At 39.0% G+C, this 22,829-nt stretch carries 21 protein-coding genes; 4 read left to right on the forward strand and 17 right to left on the reverse strand.

What is annotated here, in order from left to right; translation table 11 throughout:
* Positions 1 to 17 precede the first annotated feature (17 nt).
* The 5 genes from ACRPLQ_RS15885 to ACRPLQ_RS15905 all read right to left on the reverse strand — a co-directional run bounded on the left by ACRPLQ_RS15885 (position 18) and on the right by ACRPLQ_RS15905 (position 5,349).
* Positions 18 to 1,001, reverse strand: coding sequence for an ABC transporter ATP-binding protein (locus ACRPLQ_RS15885; protein ID WP_028412371.1), 984 nt, complete (start codon positions 999 to 1,001; stop codon positions 18 to 20).
* Positions 1,001 to 2,023 carry an ABC transporter ATP-binding protein gene (locus ACRPLQ_RS15890; protein WP_028412372.1) on the reverse strand — a complete coding sequence of 341 codons (1,023 nt, stop codon included), beginning with the start codon at positions 2,021 to 2,023 and terminating at the stop codon, positions 1,001 to 1,003. Before ACRPLQ_RS15890 ends, ACRPLQ_RS15885 begins: the two co-directional genes overlap by 1 nt.
* 226 nt (positions 2,024 to 2,249) lie before the next feature.
* Entirely contained in the window at positions 2,250 to 3,023 is a 774-nt protein-coding gene (locus ACRPLQ_RS15895) for a DUF2268 domain-containing protein (RefSeq protein WP_016763040.1), read from the reverse strand.
* A gap of 106 nt (positions 3,024 to 3,129) precedes the next feature.
* Entirely contained in the window at positions 3,130 to 4,371 is a 1,242-nt protein-coding gene (fabF, locus tag ACRPLQ_RS15900; RefSeq protein ID WP_028412374.1) for a beta-ketoacyl-ACP synthase II, read from the reverse strand.
* Between the two features lie 39 nt (positions 4,372 to 4,410).
* A complete protein-coding gene (locus ACRPLQ_RS15905; RefSeq protein ID WP_013081747.1) occupies positions 4,411 to 5,349 on the reverse strand; it encodes a beta-ketoacyl-ACP synthase III in 939 nt (312 codons plus the stop codon).
* A 256-nt stretch (positions 5,350 to 5,605) separates the two neighbouring features.
* Here ACRPLQ_RS15905 and ACRPLQ_RS15910 point away from each other — a divergent pair, with 256 nt between their 5' ends.
* Entirely contained in the window at positions 5,606 to 5,806 is a 201-nt protein-coding gene (locus ACRPLQ_RS15910) for a hypothetical protein (RefSeq protein ID WP_028412375.1), read from the forward strand.
* Between the two features lie 28 nt (positions 5,807 to 5,834).
* On the opposite strand, the gene ACRPLQ_RS15915 is transcribed toward ACRPLQ_RS15910, so the two are convergent.
* The 3 genes from ACRPLQ_RS15915 to ACRPLQ_RS15925 all read right to left on the reverse strand — a co-directional run bounded on the left by ACRPLQ_RS15915 (position 5,835) and on the right by ACRPLQ_RS15925 (position 7,912).
* Positions 5,835 to 6,029, reverse strand: coding sequence for a ComZ family protein (locus tag ACRPLQ_RS15915; protein WP_013081746.1), 195 nt, complete (start codon positions 6,027 to 6,029; stop codon positions 5,835 to 5,837).
* Positions 6,030 to 6,105: 76 nt separating this feature from the next.
* Positions 6,106 to 6,990 carry an NAD-dependent epimerase/dehydratase family protein gene (locus ACRPLQ_RS15920; RefSeq protein ID WP_325077672.1) on the reverse strand — a complete coding sequence of 295 codons (885 nt, stop codon included), beginning with the start codon at positions 6,988 to 6,990 and terminating at the stop codon, positions 6,106 to 6,108.
* 181 nt (positions 6,991 to 7,171) lie between these two features.
* A complete protein-coding gene (locus tag ACRPLQ_RS15925) occupies positions 7,172 to 7,912 on the reverse strand; it encodes a hypothetical protein (RefSeq protein WP_013055401.1) in 741 nt (246 codons plus the stop codon).
* 209 nt (positions 7,913 to 8,121) lie between these two features.
* On the opposite strand from ACRPLQ_RS15925, the gene ACRPLQ_RS15930 reads away from it, so the two are divergent.
* On the forward strand, positions 8,122 to 8,310 hold the full coding sequence (locus tag ACRPLQ_RS15930; protein WP_028412377.1) for a YjzD family protein: 189 nt from the start codon (positions 8,122 to 8,124) through the stop codon (positions 8,308 to 8,310).
* A gap of 203 nt (positions 8,311 to 8,513) precedes the next feature.
* The gene (locus tag ACRPLQ_RS15935; RefSeq protein WP_033578041.1) at positions 8,514 to 9,398 is read left to right on the forward strand and encodes an NAD(P)-dependent oxidoreductase; all 885 of its coding nucleotides are present in this window, start codon (positions 8,514 to 8,516) and stop codon (positions 9,396 to 9,398) included.
* Positions 9,399 to 9,440: 42 nt separating this feature from the next.
* On the opposite strand, the gene galT is transcribed toward ACRPLQ_RS15935, so the two are convergent.
* Both galT and ACRPLQ_RS15945 read right to left on the reverse strand, forming a co-directional pair.
* Positions 9,441 to 10,964, reverse strand: coding sequence for a UDP-glucose--hexose-1-phosphate uridylyltransferase (gene galT, locus ACRPLQ_RS15940; protein ID WP_033578040.1), 1,524 nt, complete (start codon positions 10,962 to 10,964; stop codon positions 9,441 to 9,443).
* A 30-nt stretch (positions 10,965 to 10,994) separates the two neighbouring features.
* The gene (locus tag ACRPLQ_RS15945; protein WP_098113541.1) at positions 10,995 to 12,173 is read right to left on the reverse strand and encodes a galactokinase; all 1,179 of its coding nucleotides are present in this window, start codon (positions 12,171 to 12,173) and stop codon (positions 10,995 to 10,997) included.
* 338 nt (positions 12,174 to 12,511) lie between these two features.
* Here ACRPLQ_RS15945 and ACRPLQ_RS15950 point away from each other — a divergent pair, with 338 nt between their 5' ends.
* A complete protein-coding gene (locus tag ACRPLQ_RS15950; protein WP_013081740.1) occupies positions 12,512 to 13,405 on the forward strand; it encodes a helix-turn-helix domain-containing protein in 894 nt (297 codons plus the stop codon).
* A gap of 28 nt (positions 13,406 to 13,433) precedes the next feature.
* Here the strand turns inward: ACRPLQ_RS15950 and ACRPLQ_RS15955 are convergent, their stop codons facing one another.
* The 7 genes from ACRPLQ_RS15955 to ACRPLQ_RS15985 all read right to left on the reverse strand — a co-directional run bounded on the left by ACRPLQ_RS15955 (position 13,434) and on the right by ACRPLQ_RS15985 (position 22,776).
* On the reverse strand, positions 13,434 to 13,685 hold the full coding sequence (locus ACRPLQ_RS15955) for a hypothetical protein (RefSeq protein WP_014461601.1): 252 nt from the start codon (positions 13,683 to 13,685) through the stop codon (positions 13,434 to 13,436).
* A 188-nt stretch (positions 13,686 to 13,873) separates the two neighbouring features.
* Positions 13,874 to 16,477 (reverse strand): ATP-dependent chaperone ClpB, encoded by a 2,604-nt coding sequence (clpB, locus tag ACRPLQ_RS15960; RefSeq protein ID WP_098113542.1) that lies wholly within the window; start codon positions 16,475 to 16,477, stop codon positions 13,874 to 13,876.
* Between the two features lie 115 nt (positions 16,478 to 16,592).
* The gene (locus ACRPLQ_RS15965; RefSeq protein ID WP_013055394.1) at positions 16,593 to 16,772 is read right to left on the reverse strand and encodes a YjzC family protein; all 180 of its coding nucleotides are present in this window, start codon (positions 16,770 to 16,772) and stop codon (positions 16,593 to 16,595) included.
* Between the two features lie 133 nt (positions 16,773 to 16,905).
* Entirely contained in the window at positions 16,906 to 17,550 is a 645-nt protein-coding gene (locus ACRPLQ_RS15970; protein WP_028412382.1) for an SDR family oxidoreductase, read from the reverse strand.
* A 102-nt stretch (positions 17,551 to 17,652) separates the two neighbouring features.
* Positions 17,653 to 18,603, reverse strand: a complete 951-nt coding sequence (argF, locus tag ACRPLQ_RS15975; RefSeq protein WP_028412383.1) for an ornithine carbamoyltransferase — start codon at positions 18,601 to 18,603, stop codon at positions 17,653 to 17,655.
* Positions 18,600 to 21,710 (reverse strand): carbamoyl phosphate synthase large subunit, encoded by a 3,111-nt coding sequence (locus tag ACRPLQ_RS15980; RefSeq protein ID WP_367077535.1) that lies wholly within the window; start codon positions 21,708 to 21,710, stop codon positions 18,600 to 18,602. The genes argF and ACRPLQ_RS15980 overlap by 4 nt, the downstream gene beginning before the upstream one ends.
* Positions 21,703 to 22,776 (reverse strand): carbamoyl phosphate synthase small subunit, encoded by a 1,074-nt coding sequence (locus ACRPLQ_RS15985; RefSeq protein WP_028412385.1) that lies wholly within the window; start codon positions 22,774 to 22,776, stop codon positions 21,703 to 21,705. The genes ACRPLQ_RS15980 and ACRPLQ_RS15985 overlap by 8 nt, the downstream gene beginning before the upstream one ends.
* Between the last annotated feature and the right edge of the window lie 53 nt (positions 22,777 to 22,829).

Genomic DNA, 22,829 nt, shown 5'->3' on the forward strand with positions numbered 1-22,829 from the left:
CTGTTCGTATGTAGCTTTTACGAGTTATATAAATGGCAAGCTACTTGATGGCCAGGTCTCACCTCCTTTAAGGCAGGTTTCGTTTGGCTGCACTCTGCCATGGCATGTATACAGCGAGGATGAAACGCACAGCCTTTTGGCGGATCAATTGGACTTGGCACATCTCCCTGTAAAATAATGCGCTGTTTTTTCTTTCGTGGATCTGGTTCAGGTATAGCCGATACAAGCGCTTGCGTATAAGGGTGCAACGGCTCTGCGTATAGGCTTTTCTTATCAGCAATTTCTACTAAACCGCCTAGGTACATAACACCGATACGGTCACTCATATGTTTAACAACACTCAAATCATGGGCAATAAATAAAAAGGTTAGGTCGAATTCTTGTTGAAGTTCTTTAAGAAGGTTTAAAACTTGTGATTGGACAGAAACGTCAAGTGCCGACACCGGTTCATCAGCAATAATAAGTTTTGGACGAAGTGCAAGTGCACGTGCAATTCCAATACGCTGACGCTGCCCACCGGAAAATTCGTGAGGATATTTATAGTATGCATCTTCCGGTAACCCTACTTTTGTAAGTAGATTCATAACTTCTGATTTTAATTGATTGGTTGATTTTCCTGTAAAATTCCGAATTGGTTCAGAAATAACATCTCCAACCATTTGCATTGGATTGAGGGAAGCATAGGGATCTTGAAAAACCATTTGGAAATCTTGTCTAATTTTACGGAGAGAAGTTCCTCTTGCTTCTGTGATATCTTTACCATCGAAAATAATTTTTCCGCTAGTTGGTTCCAACAGTCTTAGAATCGTCCTTCCTGCCGTGGATTTTCCACAGCCAGATTCTCCTACCAGACCGAGCGTTTCTCCTTTTCGAATCGCAAAGGAAATACCGTCAACTGCTTTTACATCACCAATTTTCTTTCGAAAAAATCCCCCGTGAATAGGATAGTAGGTTTTTAAATGCTGAACTTCTAGCAATACATCTTTCACTGCTTTAGTCATTAGCTTGTCTTCACTCCTTTTGACGGATAGCTGTTTTCATACAGCAGACATGCGACGTCATGCCCCTGTGAATCCTCGCGAAGAACAGGCGTAACGGAACTGCAGTCTTCCATTGCATGAGGACATCGGTTAACGAAACGACAGCCTGTCCTCGGCATGTTTACAAGAGAAGGCACAATTCCTTTGATCGTATTTAATACTTCTACATCATCTTCCATGCGTGGAATTGAGTGAAGAAGCGCTTTCGTGTACGGATGTTTTGGGGCATAAAATAACGTATCAACATCTGTATGCTCAACAATTTTCCCGCCATACATGACAATCACTTCATCACACATCTCAGCAACGACTCCTAAATCATGAGTAATCATAATAATAGACATATCATTGCTTTCTTGAATTTCTTTTAACAATTCTAAAATTTGAGCTTGAACCGTAACATCCAGGGCGGTTGTCGGCTCATCCGCAATTAAAAGTTTAGGCTGACAAGCTACCGCCATGGCAATCATGACGCGCTGTCTCATTCCTCCCGATAGCTGATGCGGATATTCATCGATGAGCTTTTCGGATCTCGAAATACCAACGCTTTTTAAAAGCGCAATGCTTTTTTCACGCGCTTCCGCTTTCGATATATTCATATGGTTAAACAATACTTCCTGCAGCTGATACCCAATGGTTAAAACAGGATTGAGAGATGTCATCGGTTCTTGGAAAATCATTGAGATGTCTTTTCCCCGAACATCATTCATCTCATCTTCTGATAAGTGCGTAAGATTCTTTCCGTTAAATACAACGCTTCCGCTTCTAATTTGACTATTTACTTTAGGTAATAGCCCAATAACGGATAAAGACAATACGCTTTTTCCACAGCCAGATTCTCCTACAACTCCTACAATTCGCTTTCGTCCGACTTGAAACGACACGTCGTCCACAGCATTATGCCAGGAATCATTAATGGAAAAAGCAGTTTGTAAATTTTTCACTTCTAGTAAAGGTGTTGATTCGACGGGCTTTTTATCCATTTATAGTGCACACCTCATTTTTCTAAAAATTGTTATATTTGAATAAGATATTATTACAATTTCATTACAAAATCAATATATTTTGAAAATTAATTATATTTTTTATTTTTAAAATAATGATTTTTGAATATCTCTTCAGCACTTTAACGCATAAACCTCCTAATTTTTTGTTGAAAACAGGATAAATTTTACTATTTTTTGTTTTAGGTATATAGAACTTATTTTTTTACAGTTGGAACGCAGATTTTTTTAAGATAGTATTGGTACTAAGAGGAAGCAGCTGGGTAGTAGTTAAAGTGTGAGGCTTCATACATGAAGTAACAAGATGATAACCGATATTGTAGCCCATCATTTCTGGATACCAATTTTGGCCGAATAACAGTTGATCATATTTTTTTTCGTCAGCGCGCAGATTGTAATAAGGTTTAACATGCTTTTCCCACATTTTTTTAGCTTCTTCAATGGTATAATAATTTGTCCAAGGGGCTAAATATTTTTTACCACAATATTCCTCCACTGCTCTTTCAGCTAACCCTTCCATCATCATAGCGTCTAACAAAGTAATCGTTTCATCAGATTTGTTAATGGCTTTTAGCCTGCAAACGTGATGATATTCATGGGTAAGCACCGCTAACATTTCTTCATCGGATGTATGACTTGTCATAAACACAAATAATTTATCGGTAAAAGCGACACCTGCTCTTCCGTTAAATTCACGCTGCATTTTTCGATTTCGAGGATTGCTTGGAAGCACTAGCACCGCTACATCCGGCCCATTCCATGCTTTTTTAAGCTTTTCATAATGTGCTTTTACTTTCTTCCAAACCTGCCTTTTCTTCATTTCTTCTAATTCTTTTATAAACATTAAAGAAGGCGGACACATTCCATAGTTAAAAAGTAATTCCATATATTCTTTTTCTTTTAATTTCTTAAAATAGCGCGCAAGATAACGGCTTATTTCTTTCGGCTCCGTCCAAGTAGAAGTTGAAACAATCGGCATGTTTTCCCCTCTCTTTCTTCATCCTTTTGTTTCATGATATGTTCACAGCTACTCTTTTGGTTATTAAAAATAAAAAAAATTCTAGGCGTCAGCCTAGAATTTTTCATTATGCTTCGTACTTTTTAAAGATGATTGTTGCATTGTGACCGCCAAATCCAAGTGAGTTGCTTAGCACCGCTTTTACTTCTTGCTTACGCGCTTTGTTTGGAATGTAGTCTAAATCGCACTCTTCATCGGGTGTTTGATAGTTAATTGTTGGAGGAAGAATACCGTCTTGAATTGCTTTCACACTAAAAATAGCTTCTACTCCACCAGCAGCTCCTAGCAAGTGGCCAGTCATTGACTTTGTTGAACTAATTGCTACTTTTTGAGCGTGGTCACCAAATACTTCTTTAATAGCCATCGTTTCAAATTTATCGTTGTACCCTGTACTTGTACCGTGAGCATTGATGTAATCAATATCACTTGGCTGTAGACCTGCATCTTCAATCGCATGACGCATTGCACGAACGCCGCCTTCTCCTCCTGGAGCTGGCGCTGTGATATGATGAGCATCTCCTGTTGAACCATAGCCCACAATTTCAGCATAAATACGTGCGCCGCGTGCTAATGCATGTTCAAGCTCTTCAAGCACAATAACACCCGCACCTTCTCCCATAACGAAGCCGTCGCGGTCTTTATCAAACGGACGAGATGCTGTTGCAGGATCTGGATTTGTAGAAAGTGCTTTATTCGCACAGAAACCAGCAATAGATAAACGCGTGATTGGTGCTTCCGTACCGCCCGTCACCATCACGTCTGCATCTCCGCGTTGAATGACTTTAAATGCATCACCAATAGAGTTTGTACCTGTTGCACACGCCGTTACCGTACAAGAGTTCACGCCTTTCGCCCCTAAAGCAATAGAAACTTGTCCTGTTGCCATATCAGGAATCATCATCGGAATAAAGAATGGACTTACACGGCGGGCACCTTTTTCTAATAACGTTGAATATTGATTTTCAAACGTTTCCATACCGCCAATTCCAGATCCAATCCAAACCCCGACGTTTGGAGCAATCTCTTCCGTAATAGTCAAATTCGCATCTTTAACAGCCGCCAATGCAGCTACCATCGCATATTGAGTAAAGCGATCCATCTTACGAGCCTCTTTGCGGTCAATAAAATCTTCCACGTTAAAATCTTTTACTTCAGCCGCTACTTTAGCAGGAAATTCATCTGCATCTAGTCTTGTTAAAGGACCAACGCCAGACACGCCTGCTACTGCGTTTTTCCAAGCTGTTTCTACGTCATTTCCAATTGGTGTAAGCCCACCAAGTCCTGTTACAACTACACGTTTTTTATTCATCGTACATTCATCTCCTTCAGTTGCTTTAAAAATGTAGTGTTATTTTCCCCATCTAATGGCAATAGCTCCCCATGTTAAGCCGCCTCCGAAGCCAACCATTACAATTAAATCATCGTCTTGAATTTTCCCTGCTTCAAGCTCATGAACAATTGAAATTGGAATCGATGCTGCTGATGTATTGCCGTAGTATTGGATTGTTTTAGACATTTTTTCTTCAGGCAAGTCTAATCGCTGTCTTGCAGCTTCCATAATACGAATATTCGCTTGATGAGGTACAAGAAAATCAACATCCTCTTTTGTTAAACCTGCTTTTTCAATTACATTAACAGCAGATTCCCCCATTTGTCGAACAGCAAACTTAAATACTTCACGTCCGTTCATGACAATATGATCAAGCTCGTTTTGATACAAGTGCTTGCCTCCTGTACCGTCGGATCCTAGTTCAAAGGATAAAATACCTCGTCCTTCTGACACAGGTCCCATTACAACTGCACCTGCTCCGTCTCCGAATAAAACAGCCGTGTTACGGTCGTCCCAATCTGTAATCTTAGAAAGCTTTTCTACACCGACCACTAATATATGCTTGTAAGCATTAGTTTCAATAAATTGCTTAGCTGTAATCATGCCGTACATAAATCCTGCACATGCTGCACTCACATCGTAAGAAGCTGCTTTTTTTGCTCCCAATTTTTCTTGCAGCATACATGATACTGTAGGAAACGGTTGATCTGGCGTTACCGTAGCAACAATGATCATGTCAATATCTTCTGCCTCGACGTTAGCTTTATGTAAAGCTTCAACTGCTGCTTTATAAGCTAAATCAGATGTGTCCTCGTTATCGGCTGCAATTCGGCGCTCTTGAATACCTGTGCGCGTACGAATCCACTCATCTGATGTATCCATTACTTTTTCAAGATCTAAATTTGTTACAACTTTCTCTGGTACATAACGTCCAATTCCTAGAACACCAGCGTTCATATCAACCTCTCCTTTAAATAAAAGGCTTATATTCCTATAAAACCTATATCTGTCATTTCATTTACCGATTATATAATCAATTATTATGAGTTGGTACTAATTTTACTTCATTTTTTATTTTTTGTCTATATGGGTGTTCGTCCTACTCAGGTATCTATCATGCTACATATAGTAATCATACGGGTCCCTCTTACTCTAGTATGGGACATTAGGTAAGAACTTACCCACCATTAAAATAGTGAAAGGAATGAGTATCATGGCAAGAAGACAAAGAAATGAAGCTTTTTCTGATTTTATGTTTGGAGCTGGGCGCAGAAAATCAAGAGAAGAAAGAGAGCGAGAGGAGTGGGAAAGATTATTCAAACAAATCGATGAAATTGTACTCGCCGTTGAAGAACTAGCTCCTCTTCTTAAACAGTTTGCCCCTTTAGTCGATTTATTTTACAAACAAAAATAACAGCTCGGATTCTACCGAGCTGTTTTCTTTAGTTGTTTTCATTTTCAGCTAATGCATCTTGCTTGCCAAGCTCATAGGCGTCGTTCATTACTTTTGTCAGTAATGTCAATACCGGCTGTACGTGTTCCATTGATAACTCAACGCCTGTTTCATCTAAAATCTGCTTTGCTTCTGGCAAGTACTTCATTGCAATTTGCATGAATTGCATATTTTGCTCTTCCATAGTGAAATCTCCTTTATTAAAAACATTTATTCCTCCTTATATTAGCGAATCTATTCTATAAGTACAACTTTCTCCTTTAATGAAGAGGTAAAAAGAATGTTCTCATATGTTTTTTTTGCAGGTAAATGCCTTCTTTAGCCGTTACTTTGGAAGAAAAATGCAGCAGTTCTTTCGCTTTCCTGCTGATTTCATATTTTTCTTGAGCCGCTTCTTCCTTCACCTCCATATGAGTAATGTTTGCTCCAGCGCTCCAAGGCTGTAATTTTTCTTCAACTAAATGAACCACTTCATATGAATATGCACCAGTTTTACAGCGTCTGAGTGCACTGACGGCGTCTTCAATATAAATAATAAAATCCGTGCCTTCCATAATGGTAAAAGGTTCCTCGTACCCGGCAATATTTTTAGAATAGCACATTGACAAAGGCTGCCAAGGTCCGTAAAGAGTGGGCGTTCTGACAATCATAATGGGCCATCCATCATCTTTATATTTTTCTATCATTCGCTCAAAATGAACGTATAGCCTTCCTTCACTACTGTCCGGTTCTGGAATCGTTGTTTCTTCAATCTTTCGCTGCTGGTCTCCAAATACGCGCATGGTAGAAACAAACACAAATCGAATGTTGAATTGACGGCATTTATTAAGTGCTTGAATGAGTACTTGCTGCGCTTTTTGCATTTCTTGTCTTAAAAAATCAGGATGATAAAAATCTCCTCCATCGAAATACGTGAAGTAGACAATATCCGTTTCTGATGTAATCATATCTAATGAATCGCCTACTTCAGTCGATACATAATTAGCGTTTCGCCCTAAGAAAAATTTCATCTCTTCCTGCAAATCATCTTCTTCTTTATGAGCAGAATGTGTATATCCTTTTACTTCTGTACCTTCGTCTAAAAAAGTCATACATAAATGAAAACCAATAAAGCGGTTTGCCCCTATTACTACTACATTTCCCATATCGCTTCCTCCAATTCTTCATTCATCATTTATTAAACAAAAGCTTAAAGCCCTATAGTTATAGAGAGTACTCATTCCTTATTTCAAAGTAGTTCATCCCTAAAAACATCATGAACTCTCTTTTTCCTTTTATCTCTTATACAAAAAGCCCCTATGATATGTATAATCATAGAAGCTTTGCTTATAACACTTTTTCATGCTGTTTATAAAATTGGAGAAGGGACCGTTCAAATAAATAGTTTTTTTCAGGCAAATAAAGTGAAAGCATAATCGGAGAGTGAAGTTCTTCACGATGTAGTTCATATTTTTTACTGTGTGCAATTGGATAATGAGTAGAGGCATTAGGCGCGGTCCATATCTTCACGGGCAGCGTTGATTTTAATTCCGTAACGGAAGGGTACTCCTTAATTAGCTTTGATACTTGCTTCCGCTCCACTTTATAAGCTTGAGTCAAGTCCTTCGTGAATTGTTTATAAAAGAATTTATTGTTTTTTTCATGTTCTGCATGCGTATGAAGATCAATACACGGATTTAGTAAACCAGCTGATCGAATGAACGTATTCCCGTCATTTTCCATTAGCTGCAGCGCTAACAGAGCCCCCATTCCTTCAGCTAAAATATGAATTCGTTTATTTAAAATTTCTTGTTTCATTACTAAATGATAAAGTTGTTTTGCAAGGTGATATGCTTCAGGAGACCCCCAATGCCGGCCATATAAATTGGAATAAAATACTGTGTATCCTTCATCTTGTAAACATTGCAACAGCTGTGACCTTCCGCCGTGCTGAATCCATAAGCTAGTTGAACTTTCAACAAAATGATCTTTATCACCCAGTACTAACACACCGAAACCATTCGGTCGTTCAGGGACATGTACGACATTCCATTGCGTATCTAAGCTAAAAAAGCGTCGATGTATCATAGCTCTTCCTCCGTAACTTACTAGTTGTTCCATACAGTGTATGATAGAACCATAAAAAAGCGCACTAGAATAATGCCTATTTCTGACTTATTGCTCTTTTGTTTCTGCATGGGAGCACGCCCCTTATTTATTCATAAAAAATTCAATTTCTTATTTGACTGCTATATGCTAAAATGAAATCAAACTGTACTGTAAACGAGGTGAATAGAATGCGTGTCGTAATGGCTTTTGTTTGGGGCTTTTTACTAATGAATATGGCAGTGTACGTAATCTCTGCAATGACGGGCGGTACTTACAGTTTCGCAACCGCTTCCATCCTTGGAGTAGTTTTCACGCTAGTTGTAATTTTGATTGGAGAACTGGGTGTACCGAATAAACCAGCAAATAATCAACACTAAAAAGTGTTGGCTGTAAAGCCAGCGCTTTTTTTATTTTTTGGCATAGGTTCTTCTCAGTACTTTCTTTCCTTACCTCGTATTCAAGACATAGGACTGAGAGTGCTTTTCTCTATCTATATATAGTCGGAATCATTGATTATCCCAAACTTTAACTATATAATTTTAGAATAATCAAACTATTAACTTTAGGAGTGAATACTGCTGTGACTAAAGAAAAAATTGGTTTTATCGGAACAGGCGTTATGGGTCAAAGCATGGCCGGGCATTTAATTGACGCAGGATATGAAGTCCTTGTTTATACACGAACAAAAACTCGTGCTCAAGCACTACTTGAAAAAGGGGCCAAATGGAAAGAAACCGTTCAAGAAGTGGCCGAACAATCTGATGTTATTATCACCATGGTAGGCTATCCTCACGATGTAAAAGAGATTTATTTGGGAAAAGACGGCATTATACATAATGCAAAGAAAGGCTGCTATACAATTGATATGACGACATCAAGCCCTATACTTGCTCGTGAGATTTATCAAGCAGCAAAAGAGAAGCACATTCATGCGCTTGACGCTCCTGTTTCAGGAGGAGATATTGGGGCTCAGAAAGCAACCTTAGCGATTATGGTAGGAGGCGATTCTGAAGCATTCTCTGCCGTTACGCCTATTCTTGAAAAAATGGGGACAAATATCGTTCTTCAAGGAAGCGCCGGTGCTGGTCAACATACAAAAATGTGCAATCAAATTGCTATTGCCTCTAATATGATGGGTGTCTGCGAAGCGATACTTTATGCTGAAAAAGCCGGATTAGATCCGAATACCGTTCTAAAAAGTATTGAAACAGGCGCAGCGGGAAGCTGGTCGTTAAGCAATTTAGCTCCTCGCATGATTAAAGGAGACTTCGAACCAGGCTTTTATATTAAACACTTCATTAAAGATATGAAGATTGCCATTGAATCAGCTGAAGAAATGGAGCTGTATACACCCGGGCTAAAATTAGCAAAATCGCTTTATGAACAGCTCGAAAAACAAGGCCAGGATAATAAAGGAACACAGGCTCTGTATACCCTTTTAAAACAGCATGCCCTAACTGTATAAAGACAGGCAGCTCATTACGAGCTGCCTGTTTTTATTAATGATTTACGCTTCATTTAACGAATTCATAAAACGACTGAATGCGAGCTGCCCTTCAGCAGTTTGTTTAAACACACCTGCATGCTCTAAAATAGTCGCAAAGATCAAACCGAGCTCTTGTTGAAGAATGCTTTGGACATTTTCCACTTCAATATGCGGATATTTTTTCTTGATGTGTTCAGCCCACTTCACGTGTTTTTTCACTTGATCATGCCTGCTGGCTACTTCACTCAGGTTATTCTGAACTAACCCTTTGGCCACTAGACTCATTTCGTCTTTCAAACGACCGGGTAAAACCGCAAGCCCCATTACTTCAATTAAACCTATGTTCTCTTTTTTGATATGATGAACTTCTGCATGCGGATGATAAATGCCATCTGGATGCTTGCTGTTTGTTCGATTGTTTCGCAGTACTAAATCTAATTCGTACAAATCCCCTCTTTTCCTAGCAATAGGCGTGACCGTATTGTGAGGAGTTTGATCTGTAAAAGCTAAAATACCAGCACTTTGATCACTATATGATTTCCATTTCTTCAAAATGAAATCCGCTGCTTCCACTAATGGTGCAAGGTGCGAACTTTGAAGACGAACGACCGACATTGGCCAATGAACAATTCCAGCTTTCACGTTTGGATGCGCTTCAAGAGAGAACAATTTATTTATTCTTGCTTTAGCCATAGGAAACTCATGATAGCCTCCTTGAAAGTGATCATGCGTTAAAATAGATCCTCCTACGATGGGTAAATCTGCATTTGACCCTAAAAAATAATGTGGGAATTGTTCAACGAAGGCAAGCAGCCGCTTAAACGTTTGCTTTGAAATATGCATAGGTGTATGCTCACTCGCAAAAACAATGGCATGTTCATTATAATAAACGTAAGGTGAAAACTGCATGTACCACAGCTCTTCCTGCAATTCCACAGGGATAATCCGGTGATTTTGGCGAGCTGGGTGGTTAATGCGGCCTGCATAGCCAGCATTTTCTTTACAGAGCAGGCATAGCGGGTAGTTGCTTTCTTTCAGTGATTTGCTTGCTGCAATTGCTTTTGGATCTTTTTCCGGCTTAGATAAGTTGATAGTAATTTCAAGTTCTCCAAAGTCAGTGTTTGTTACCCATCTTTCGTTTTTAGCAATTCGATCTCTGCGAATATAGTGAATGTCTTTTGACAGCTTATAATAATAGCTTGTGGCTTTTTGAGGGTTTTGCTGATAGTGATCGTAAAAGGTTCGATTAACCTCTGAAGGCATGCTTGCAAAGCATCCCATTATTTTGGTATCGAATAAATCTCTATATGTGATAGAATTATCGGCGATTCGATTGTTTTCGGCAGCCCAATCAAGCATGTTATCTAAAATAGCAGCTGGATGTTCCAAACGTTCTTCTTTAACTTCTACCGTAATACATTCGTCGAGTTCTAACACTTCCAGCAGTTTATTTCTCACCACATCTATATCCCATTTTGTTACTAGATTCTTTTGTAAACCATATTGAATAAGTCGGGTGATTTCTTCATGAATGTTGACTGACATACACTCGTTCCTTTCTCTATCTGTTTTCTCTTATACTGCTTCTAATGTGAGTTCACGCGCTCCTTCTCCAACCGTAACCACATAAAATTCAGCTTCTAAACTCGTTTGCTTATAATAAGCGTCTTTTACTTCTTCAATAAATCTATCAACCTGTGCTTTTTTTACGATACTGATTGTACAGCCGCCAAAGCCTGCACCCGTCATGCGTGATCCAATCACACCTTCTTGCAACCAGGCTGCTTCTACAAGAGCATCTAATTCTTTTCCACTTACTTCATAGTCATCTCGCAGCGAACAGTGCGACTCATTCATCAATTGACCAAATCCTTTTAAATCGCCGTTTTGCAATTTAGCAACCGCTTCTTTTGTGCGTTCATTTTCATATACCGCATGTTTAGCGCGCTTACAATCTACTTCTTTTTGTATTAAAGATTTGTGCTTTTCAAATTGTTCTTTCGTTAAATCACCAAGCGAATCAATGGAAAGTGAAGTTTGCAAATCTGATAGTGCTCTTTCACACTCCATACGGCGCTCATTATATTTTGAATCTGCCAGCCCTCTTCGCTTATTTGTGTTAGAAATAACGAGCACAGCATCTGTTAACTGCAGCGGGCTATACTGGTATTCAAGAGTCTGGCAGTTTAACAATACGGCTTGATTTTCTTTTCCCATTCCAATTGCAAACTGATCCATAATCCCGCAGCTTACGCCGATAAATTCATTTTCAGCTTGCTGCGCCATTTTTACAAGGTCCATCATATCAATATTCAATTCAAGAATTTTATTTAAAAGTACGCATGTGACTAACTCAATTGATGCCGACGATGAAAGCCCTGCTCCGTTAGGAATGTTGCCGAAAAACAAGATATCAAAACCAAAAGGAAGATCATATCCGTGCTTTTTAAAGGTGTCCATTACTCCTTTTGGATAATTAGCCCAATCATCCTCGGTTTTGTACGTTAATTGCTCTAAAGAGGATTCAATAACGCCTGCTTCAGAGAAGTTTTTAGAGTACATACGTATTTTTCGATCATGACGTTTTTGTACTACCGCATACGTTCCTATACTCAATGAACAAGGAAAAACATGCCCTCCATTATAATCAGTATGTTCTCCAATTAAATTGACACGCCCTGGTGCAAAAAAGCAGCGAATAGCTTCTGACGAATGAAATATTTGTTTGAACTCTTCGATTAATTTTTCCAGCATTTATTATCACCTATTTTAAGTAGTTTTTTGGAAACGGATTCATATGTACATTGTAAAGTCCAATTTTCCTTGCCTCAATGGTAAAATTCCTATCGATAATCGGTACTTTTTTGCTTATCACTTTAAAAATGATTCTTTTAAATTGATGATGAACTGCTCTTGCGCCAAAAAGGTGTTATCTTCATGGGAGCCTTGACTTGCAAATTATAAGAAAATAATAGATTTAGAGACATTCACTAAAAATAATCATGATATTTTCAAAAAATTATAGAAAAATGAAAGCGATTACGTTAAAGTAAGAATTAAGTACTACTTTATTTCAAAAAGAAGGTGAAAATTTGCTCTCACATTTCCAAGCTCAAGAATATTCAACGTACGCATACAGGTTTTTAGAATCCCGCACAAACGAAGTTGCGCAGCTCTGGTCGGTTGGATGGGATGAAGTTTTCTCGCCCCTTTATAACTGGAGCGGAAATCAGCGAAAAGATGTAGGAAAATATATTTTTCAATACACGGTTTCTGGGTACGGGATGATTGAAATAGATGGACAAGAATATAAAGTGGATGCTGGAAAAGCATTCATCGTCAATATACCTGGAAATTATCGCTATTACTTACCAAAGGAAAGTGAAAACTGGGAGTTTATTTTTCTTACATTATACGGAGATGAAGTACAAAAATGCTGGGATTATATTCAGTCAACCCACTCCCCTGTAATTCGATTTCACCCTGAATCAGCACCTGTTCAGCTGCTTGCTCAGATATATAAGAGGGCAAGTGAAAAACATATAGCAGATCCATTTCATGCCTCAAGCTTATCTTACCGCTTTGTAATGGAGCTGTATCAATATATTAAAAGCATGGACAGTTTTACAGAGGATTGGCCTGAAAGTATCATTAGCTCTATTTTATTTGCCCGCAATCATTATCATGAAGAAATCGGTCCGGATGAAATGGCAGATGCAGCTCATTTATCTCGCTATCATTTTAGCCGGTTATTCAAACAAACAACAGGGATTACGCCGATTCAATATTTAACGAAGCTTCGCATTCAAAAAGCGGCCGAGCTATTGCATCAAACCAAGTATTCAATCGAAGAAATTGCTGAAAACGTTGGCTATGCAAATGCCAATTATTTAACAAAAGTATTTCGTAAAACAACCAATATGACACCCGGGCAGTATCGAAAAAGTGATGCATCCATTGATGAACACTTTGCATTACCAAAATAAAAACGACTTCCATAAAAGGAAGTCGTTTTTATTTTTTATCGGGAATTTCTACTACCACAGAACCTTTTTCGTAAATAAAAGTCAATTTTTTACCCGGGATAATCATATTTTCTAAAATATCTCGTGCAGCTTGAAGTGCAAACTCTGTCCGTTCTGCCTTTTCCTGCACTTCTTCATTTTCAGCTTGAAGATCATTTTTATCCAGCGCTCTTATTTTAGTTAATGCCTGATCTATAAAATCGTATGCTTCGTCATATATAAGCTCTATACGGTCCTTCATGTGCTCATTCATGCTCCTTTGCCCATTTTGTATTATCATAAATGAATTAGATATATTCTACAACCTAAAACTGAATAAGTTTTTACGCTTAGCTCTCACGTATTTTTTTTATTTATTTTAAAAGGGATGCTGCTCTTAATAGCAAAAAAAGACCATTCAAATTATCATGAATGGCCTTTTGAGAAAACTTATACGCTGACAACAAACTCATCATCTTTTACATCAACTGTCACTTGACTATAATCTTCAATTTGCCCTGCAATTAATTCTCTGGCAATTTTTGTTTCAATATATTTTTGAATAAACCTTTTTAAAGGGCGCGCTCCGTATACCGGATCAAACCCGGAGGCCGCAATATGATTTTTTGCTTCTTCTGTTAACATTAACGAAATATGACGATCGGATAAACGCTTTTCAAGCTGAAGCAATAGCTTATCAATAATTCCCTTTACTTCATGAACAGTTAGCGGTTTGAATAAAATCGTGTCGTCTACTCGATTTAAAAATTCTGGGCGAAAATGCTGTCTTAATTGAGCCATCACTTGCTCTCTGGCTTTTTCAGTAATCTCGCCTTCACTTGTTAAACCATCTAATAGAAATTGAGAACCAATATTTGACGTCATAATAATGACCGTATTTTTAAAATCAATGACTTTTCCTTTTGAATCTGTTGCTCTTCCATCATCTAGTATTTGAAGGAGCACGTTAAATACTTCAGGATGAGCTTTTTCAATTTCATCTAACAAAACGACTGAATAAGGCTTGCGTCTCACCGCTTCCGTTAGCTGTCCGCCTTCTTCATACCCTACATAGCCAGGAGGCGCTCCTATAAGCCTAGAGACCGCATGCTTTTCCATGTATTCAGACATATCAATACGAACCATTTGTTCTTCACTGTCAAATAACGAATGTGCCAACGTTTTGGCTAGCTCCGTTTTTCCTACTCCGGTAGGTCCTAGGAAAATAAATGATCCAATTGGGCGGTTCGGGTCTTTAATGCCTGCCCTTGCGCGAATCACAGCATCTGTAACTAAGGATACGGCTTCGTCCTGTCCAATCACACGCTGCTGTAAAATTGACTCAAGCTTCAACAGCTTTTCTCTTTCTCCTTCAACTAGTTTCGACACCGGAATTCCCGTCCATCTTCCTACAATTTCAGCAATTTCTTCTTCCGTTACTTCTTCTCTTAACAAACGGTTTTCTTGTGCTTTTTCAGCAGCTGTTTCTTCCAGCTGTTTTAGTTCTTTTTCAAGAGCTGGAATGCGTCCGTGGCGAAGTTCGGCTGCTTTATTTAAATCATATTTCCCTTCAGCTTCTTCTAGGTCTCGCTTCGCTTTTTCAAGCTGCTCCCGGACATCTTGCACCGTTTGAATCGACTGCTTTTCTTTTTCCCACTGCAGCTTCATTGTATCTGCACGTTCTTTTAAATCAGAGACTTCTTTTCGAATTGCCTCTAACCTTGTGATGCTTGCTTGATCTGTTTCTTTACTTAATGCCGCTTCTTCAATTTCAAGCTGCATGACACGTCGCGTTACTTCATCTAATTCTGATGGCATCGAATCAATTTCTGTTCGAATAGTTGCGCATGCTTCATCAATTAAATCAATTGCTTTATCAGGTAAAAAGCGATCTGAGATATAACGATCCGACATAACCGCTGCTGAAACAATCGCCCGGTCATGAATATTTACACCGTGATGAATTTCAAATCGTTCTTTTAAACCACGTAAGATAGAGATTGTATCTTCTACTGAAGGTTCTTCAACCAGCACCTGTTGAAAGCGTCTTTCAAGAGCTGGATCTTTTTCAATATACTGACGATACTCATCAAGAGTTGTAGCTCCTATACAGTGAAGTTCTCCTCTAGCAAGCATTGGTTTTAAAATATTCCCTGCATCCATCGCTCCGTCCGTACGACCTGCTCCAACGATTGTATGAAGTTCGTCAATAAATAAAAGAATTTGACCGTTGCTTTTCTTAACTTCTTGAAGAACAGCTTTTAAACGCTCTTCAAATTCGCCTCTGAACTTCGCTCCTGCTACTAAAGCTCCCATATCTAATGAGAAGATGGTTTTATCTTTTAATCCCTCAGGCACATCTCTACGAACAATACGCTGTGCTAGACCTTCAACAATCGCTGTTTTACCAACGCCAGGTTCTCCAATCAAAACTGGATTGTTTTTTGTTTTTCGCGATAAAATGCGGATAACGCGGCGAATTTCTCCGTCTCGTCCAATGACTGGATCAATGTTCCCTGCTCGTACTTCTGCCACTAAGTCTCTTCCATATTTAGCTAACGCTTCATATGTAACTTCCGGATTTTGACTTGTAATTCGCTGATTTCCTCGAAGGCTAGTAAGCACATCTTGCAAAGCTTTTTTTGTTATACCGTGACTTGAAAATAACTTGCCATATTCACTAGAAGACGGTTCCTGTGCTAAGGCTAAAAAGATGTGCTCAACTGAAACATAATCATCTTGCAGACGAGATGCTTCTTCTTGAGCTTTGACAAACAGCTGCTGGAGTTTATTTGTAATATAAACTTTCCCTGCTTCAGCTCCACTTCCTGTAACAGCAGGTTTTTTCGCAAGCAGTTGATTTACCTGCTGCTGAAAAGATTGATGATCTATATGTAAATGATCTAATATGCGAGGAGCAATACCATCTTGCTGATGAATAAGCGTATAAAGCAAATGAGCAATATCCACTTCCTGCTGATTTCGTTTAATAGCTTCGGACTGCGCTTCCATCACGCCTTCTTGCAATTTTTGGGTCATTTTATTTATGTCCATTGAACATCCTCCTTCGATACATTTGACCTTTATTGACCTTTATTTCATTATACCCAGCAATGGGAAAACAAGTAAAGCCATTCAATTTAGAATGGCTTCTTTATTTTTTTACTATTTAAGGCTTGCGCATGTATGTCCAGTGGCGGTCATCGTTTGCCGTCTCTGGAAAACGCTCTCCTGCTTTTAATTTAACCTTTTGAGGATTATTTACGTTGCTTCCTGTTTCACCAATTTCAATATACACTCCGTTATTAGGAGCTTTTTGACCCGGTGTGAAATGACGATTTTGTCCCATTGTCCTGCCTCCTCATTCCTGAAATGAAATGTTCTCCTATACTATTCCCTTAAGATTTCCGTTTCATAATGGAGATGTTTTCATATTAGGAACAGAACAGAAAAGAGCAGACCTTTAGATCTGCCCTTTTGTATCAATGAGTAAATTTAATAGCTTGTTCAATTTCAGTTTCTCCGGCTAACATTTCAAACGTTTTTCCTATCGTAGCTTCTTCGTTTAGGCATTCTACAAGCACGGTTGCTACATCTGCTCGAGGAATCGTCTGAGATTTATCTTCAATATCATTATTGATATCAATTTTTCCAGTAGCTGAATCATTCGATAAAGTTCCTGGTCGTACAATTGTATATTGCAGATTAGACTGCTTTAAGTATTCATCCGCTATCGCTTTAGCACGCAGGTAAAGTTGTAAGCCTTCTGGTCCTTGTTCAGGTGCATCTGTTCCCATTGAACTTAACATAACAAAGCGCTTCACACCTTGATTTTTTGCTTCATCAATGATATTTTTAGCACCGTTTTGATCCACAGCGATTGTTTTTTCGTCTCCCGTATGTCCTCCAGAACCTGCTGCAAATATGACAGCATCCATACCTCTTAAAGCATCTGAAACATCTTGCTCCAAGTCACCAAGTACAACGTTAGCGCCCAGCTTTTTTAAAGCGTCTGCTTGTTTTTCGTCGCGAATCATCGCATAAGCTTCATGCTGCTTGCTGTTTGCGACTTTTTCTACCACTTGTTTTCCCGTTGTTCCGTTTGCTCCAACAACTAATACTTTCATCATAAATCACCTTTCGTTCTGTTTAGTATACAACTGGTGTTCCCACAATTAATTCCCTTTAAACAAAAAAACCTTTCTGATATTCTCAGAAAGGTTTTTTTCTTAGCCTAAAATTGCTTGAAGCAAGGCCTTTTGTACATGCATACGATTTCCAGCCTGCTGGAAAACAACCGAATTTGGTCCGTCAATAATGCTTGCTGTCACTTCTTCTTCACGATGCGCAGGCAAGCAGTGGAGAAATAAATAGTCTGACTTCGCATGGGCAGCTAGCTCTTCATTTACTTGATAAGGAGCAAATATTTTCAAGCGCTGCTGTGCTTCTTCTTCCTGTCCCATACTTGTCCACACGTCTGCATAAATAGCATCGGCATTTTTTACAGCCTCTACAGGATCTTTTGTAATCGTAACCTTCGCACCCGTTTTAGCAGCTACTTCATTAACATAAGCTGTTACAAAGTCTTTTGGCTCATATCCGTCAGGGCATCCAATTGAAATATCTATTCCCATTTTTGCACATGCAATCATTAAGGAATGCGCTACATTATTTCCGTCTCCAACATAAGCTACTTTTAGCCCATCAAATGATTTCTTGTGCTCGTAAATCGTTAATAAATCAGCTAGAGCCTGACAAGGATGATAATCATCTGTCAAACCATTAATAACGGGAATGGATGCGTAATCTGCAAGCTCTTCGATCTTGCTATGTTCAAACGTACGAATCATGATAGCATCGATGAATTCAGATAGTACGCGTGCTGTATCAGCAATCGTTTCTCCGCGTCCAATTTGTAAATCCTGGCTGCTTAAAAAGAGGGCGTTTCCTCCAAGCTGCATCATTCCCGCTTCAAATGAGACTCTTGTTCTTGTTGAAGATTTTTCAAAAATGAGCCCCAGCGTTTTTCCTTTTAACGATGTGACGATTTCACCATTTTTATGCTTTTCTTTCAGCTCAATGGCGCTTTCTAAAAGTGACATAATATCGTCTGATGATAAATCTTTAAGCGTAAGCAAATCTTTTCCCTTTAAATTCGTATTTACCGATACTGTACTCATGATACTGTCACTTCCTTTTTAGTTTTTTGAAACCATTCTTGCAGTGATGAAACGTGATATTCATCGACTTGGAACGATTGGAAAAATAGCGAAGCCGTTTCTGCCTCCGTCATAACCACTAAACCGTGTTTTAATGCTGACATACGGCTTTCTTTATCTTCAGGCTGTAAACTTACATATAATAAAGCTTCTTTCGTTTTTACCCATTCACTAACTTCTTTATCTTTAACAAGAGTTAATCCCGCGCTTTGCGCAAGTTCTTCAAGGCCCTGTGCTTCTCCGTTAATATACACTTCTGCAGCACCTTTTTTACTTAACACATACTGATGGAATACTTTTTTTGCTGCTTCTTCAATCGTTGAAGAAATCGCAATTCCTTCACCAGTTGACTTCATTTCTGGTCCAACAAGCGGATCAACTCCTGATAATTTACTTGTCGAAAACACTGGAAACTTAATAGTTGTATAAGCCGGATCCGGCAATAAACCTAGCTTCTCGCTAATTTCCGACAATGATTTCCCAAGCAATATTTGAGTTGATAGCGAAACAAGCGGCGTGTTGCACACTTTGCTTACTACAGGCACTGTACGGCTGGCACGCGGATTAACTTCCAGCATGTAGACTTCATCGTTGTAAATAACATATTGGATATTCATAATCCCTTTATATTGAAGTTTGTTTACAATTTTTTGAGCGTAGCTCACCATTTTTTCTTTATGTGCTGCTTCTACTGTTTTTGCTGGTAAAAGCGCATAGCTGTCTCCTGAATGAACGCCGGCTTTTTCAATATGTTCAACGATTGTCGGAATCAACACATCTTTTCCGTCTGCTACAACATCAATTTCTGCTTCTTTTCCAGGGAAGTAAGCATCAATAAGCATTGGGAAATGAGACGCTTTAATAGCTGGTAAACAAGCCTGCAGCTCCGTTTCATTTTGAATTGTCAGCATTCCTTTTCCGCCAATGACGTAAGAAGGACGAATAAGTAATGGGAATCCCATAGCTTTTGCTTTTTGTACAAGTTCTTGCTCATCTTTCGCCATTTCACCTGGGATATGCGGAATATCACAGTCGTCTAAGAGCTTATAAAACAGGTCGCGATCTTCAAGTGCATCAATAACATCATTTGTAATCCCTAGTAAATTGACGCCAGCTTCTTCTAGCCCTTTAACAAGCGAAATAGCCGTTTGACCTCCGTATTGAACAATTACATCCGTCACATTTTCAGCATCAAGAACGTTTAGCACATCTTCTACTGTTACAGGTTCAAAATATAAGCGGTCTGCTACTTCAAAATCCGTACTTACCGTTTCTGGATTGTTGTTAATTAAAATTGTTTCGTATCCTTCTTTTTCAAGAGCTAACACACCGTGTACAGAGCTGTAGTCGAATTCTACTCCTTGGCCGATACGAATCGGTCCAGAACCGATAATCGCAACTTTTTTATTCGTTGATGGTTCAATCTCACTCTCGCCATAATAACTAGAGTAGAAATAAGCCGTAGAGGATTCGAACTCCGCTGCACATGTATCTACCATTTTGTAGCTTGGCGTAATATGTAGTGCTTTACGTTTCGCTCTTACGTCAAGCTCTGGCACGTTCCATACGCTTGCTAGATACGCATCTGTAAAACCATGCTCCTTCACTTGCTTGAAGTGTTCAGCTGTAATGGAATCAAAACGTACTTCCTTCAAAGAGGCTTCCATTTTAATCAGCTGCGTAAAGTGTGTTAAATAGAAATAATCAATTTGCGTTACTTCATGGATATACTCAGGCGTTGTACCGCGACGTAAAAGCTCAAGGATAACAAAAATACGCTCATCGCTTTGTTCGCCAAGCTTGCTTTTTAATTCATCCGTTGAAAGTTCTTGCAGTTCTTCTACTTCCAATCCTTGTAAATCAATTTCTAAAGAAGACAGTGCCTTTTGGAAGCTACGTGTAAAGTTACGGTCAATAGCCATTACTTCTCCAGTTGCTTTCATTTGCGTGCCAAGCGTTCTCTCCGCGTAGAAAAACTTGTCAAACGGCCATCTTGGAAATTTCACTACTACATAGTCAAGAGCTGGTTCGAAGCTTGCATATGTGTCTCCTGTTACAGGATTTAATAACTCATGAAGCGTGTAGCCTACTGATAGTTTTGCAGCAATTTTAGCAATCGGATAGCCCGTTGCTTTTGATGCAAGAGCAGACGAACGGCTCACACGCGGATTTACTTCAATTAAATAGTACTGCTTGCTTTTTGGATCAAGCGCAAACTGAATGTTGCAACCTCCAATAATGCCAAGCGATGAAATAATTTTAACTGAAGCTGAACGAAGCATTTGATATTCCACGTCGGTTAACGTTTGAGAAGGAGCAACGACTACCGAATCTCCAGTATGAACACCCACGGGATCAATATTTTCCATGTTACAAATTGTAATGCACGTATTGTTCACGTCACGCATAACCTCGTACTCAACCTCTTTAAATCCAGCGATGCTTTTTTCAATTAAGCATTGAGTAATAGCACTTTCACGTAAACCTGACGCTGAAAGTTTTTCAAGTTCTTCCATAGAATGAGCAATTCCTCCGCCCGTTCCGCCTAACGTATAAGCAGGACGTACAATAACAGGAAAACCAATTTTCTCGGCAAAAGCTAATGCTTCTTCTACTTTTGTGACAACTTCACTTTCCGGCACCGGTTCATTTAGTTCATTCATTAGTGCACGGAACTCTTCACGGCTTTCACCTTTTTTGATTGATTCAATCGGTGTTCCTAAAAGTTTCACATCGTATTTTGGCAAAATATTTTGTTCATGAAGCTCAAGGGCTAAGTTTAAACCCGTCTGTCCGCCTAATGTAGCTAACAAACCATCCGGCTTTTCTTTTGCAATAATTTTCTCTACGCAGTCTACTGTTAATGGTTCAAAATAGATTCGATCTGCTACGTGAGTGTCCGTCATAATCGTAGCTGGATTATTATTGATTAAGATAACTTCATAACCTTCTTCTTTTAATGACAAGCATGCCTGAGTTCCTGAATAATCAAATTCTGCTGCTTGCCCAATTACGATTGGTCCGGATCCGATTACTAAAATCTTTTTTAATGTTTGGTCTTTAGGCATATACTTTTCCGCTCCCTACTTGCTGTACTTTCGTCATAAATTCATCAAAGATATACGTGCTGTCACTTGGTCCAGGATGTGCTTCTGGATGATATTGAACCGAAATAACAGGAAGGTCTTTATGCATTAAACCTTCAACCGATCCGTCATTCACATTTTTAAATCGAACGCTTAATGGCGTAGACGTAATCGTCTGTTCATCTACGACATAGCTATGGTTTTGAGACGTCATACACACTTTGTTAGTCGTTAAATCAATTACAGGCTGATTAGCTCCTCGGTGACCGAACGCCAGCTTTTTGGTTTCTGCCCCAAAAGCAAGCCCAATTAACTGATGTCCAAAGCAAATTCCCAAAGTTGGATACGCTGAAATAATTTCTTTTAATTCATCCAGCTGACTGCTTACTTGAGTTGGATCTCCAGGTCCGTTTGATAAGACAATGCCATCCGGCTGCAGCTCTTTTACTTTTGAAGAGCTTGTAGAATAAGGAACAACCGTTACTTTGCACTCTCGATTTAGCAGCTCTTGTAAAATTGATTTTTTATAGCCAAAGTCCATTAATACAACGTGTTTTTCACCGTTTCCGTAAGTAACAGGCTCTTTTGTTGACACTTCTTTTACTACATATCCATCGCATTCAGCAGTAAATGCTGGCGGCTCAGCAGATGCCGAAAAGGCAGATTGCATCGTACCTTCTTTTCGAATTCGTTTTACGACCGCTCTCGTATCCACATGTGTAATAAGCGGAATGTTCCATTTCTTTAAATATTGTTTGAAGCTGTACATCGCTTCGTAATGGAACCCTTCATCTGAACATTCGTATACGACAACGCCTGCTACGTGAGGCTTTTTGCTTTCATAATCTTTCTCATTGATACCATAGTTCCCAATCAAAGGGTACGTAAAGACGATAATTTGATCTTTGTAAGATGGATCAGTCACAACTTCTTGATAACCAGTCATTCCAGTAAAGAAAACAATTTCTCCTTCTGCCTGGTGCGTTGCTGTATGTTCAATGTGTCCGGCGAACGAATCGCCGTTTGCTAAGTGTAAATATCCGTTCATTGTGCATCCCTCTTCGAATAATTATTTATAAAACAGAATTTTTATACAAACAT

Source organism: Priestia sp. TRN 1309, from assembly GCF_050846875.1.
Taxonomy (GTDB): domain Bacteria; phylum Bacillota; class Bacilli; order Bacillales; family Bacillaceae_H; genus Priestia; species Priestia zanthoxyli.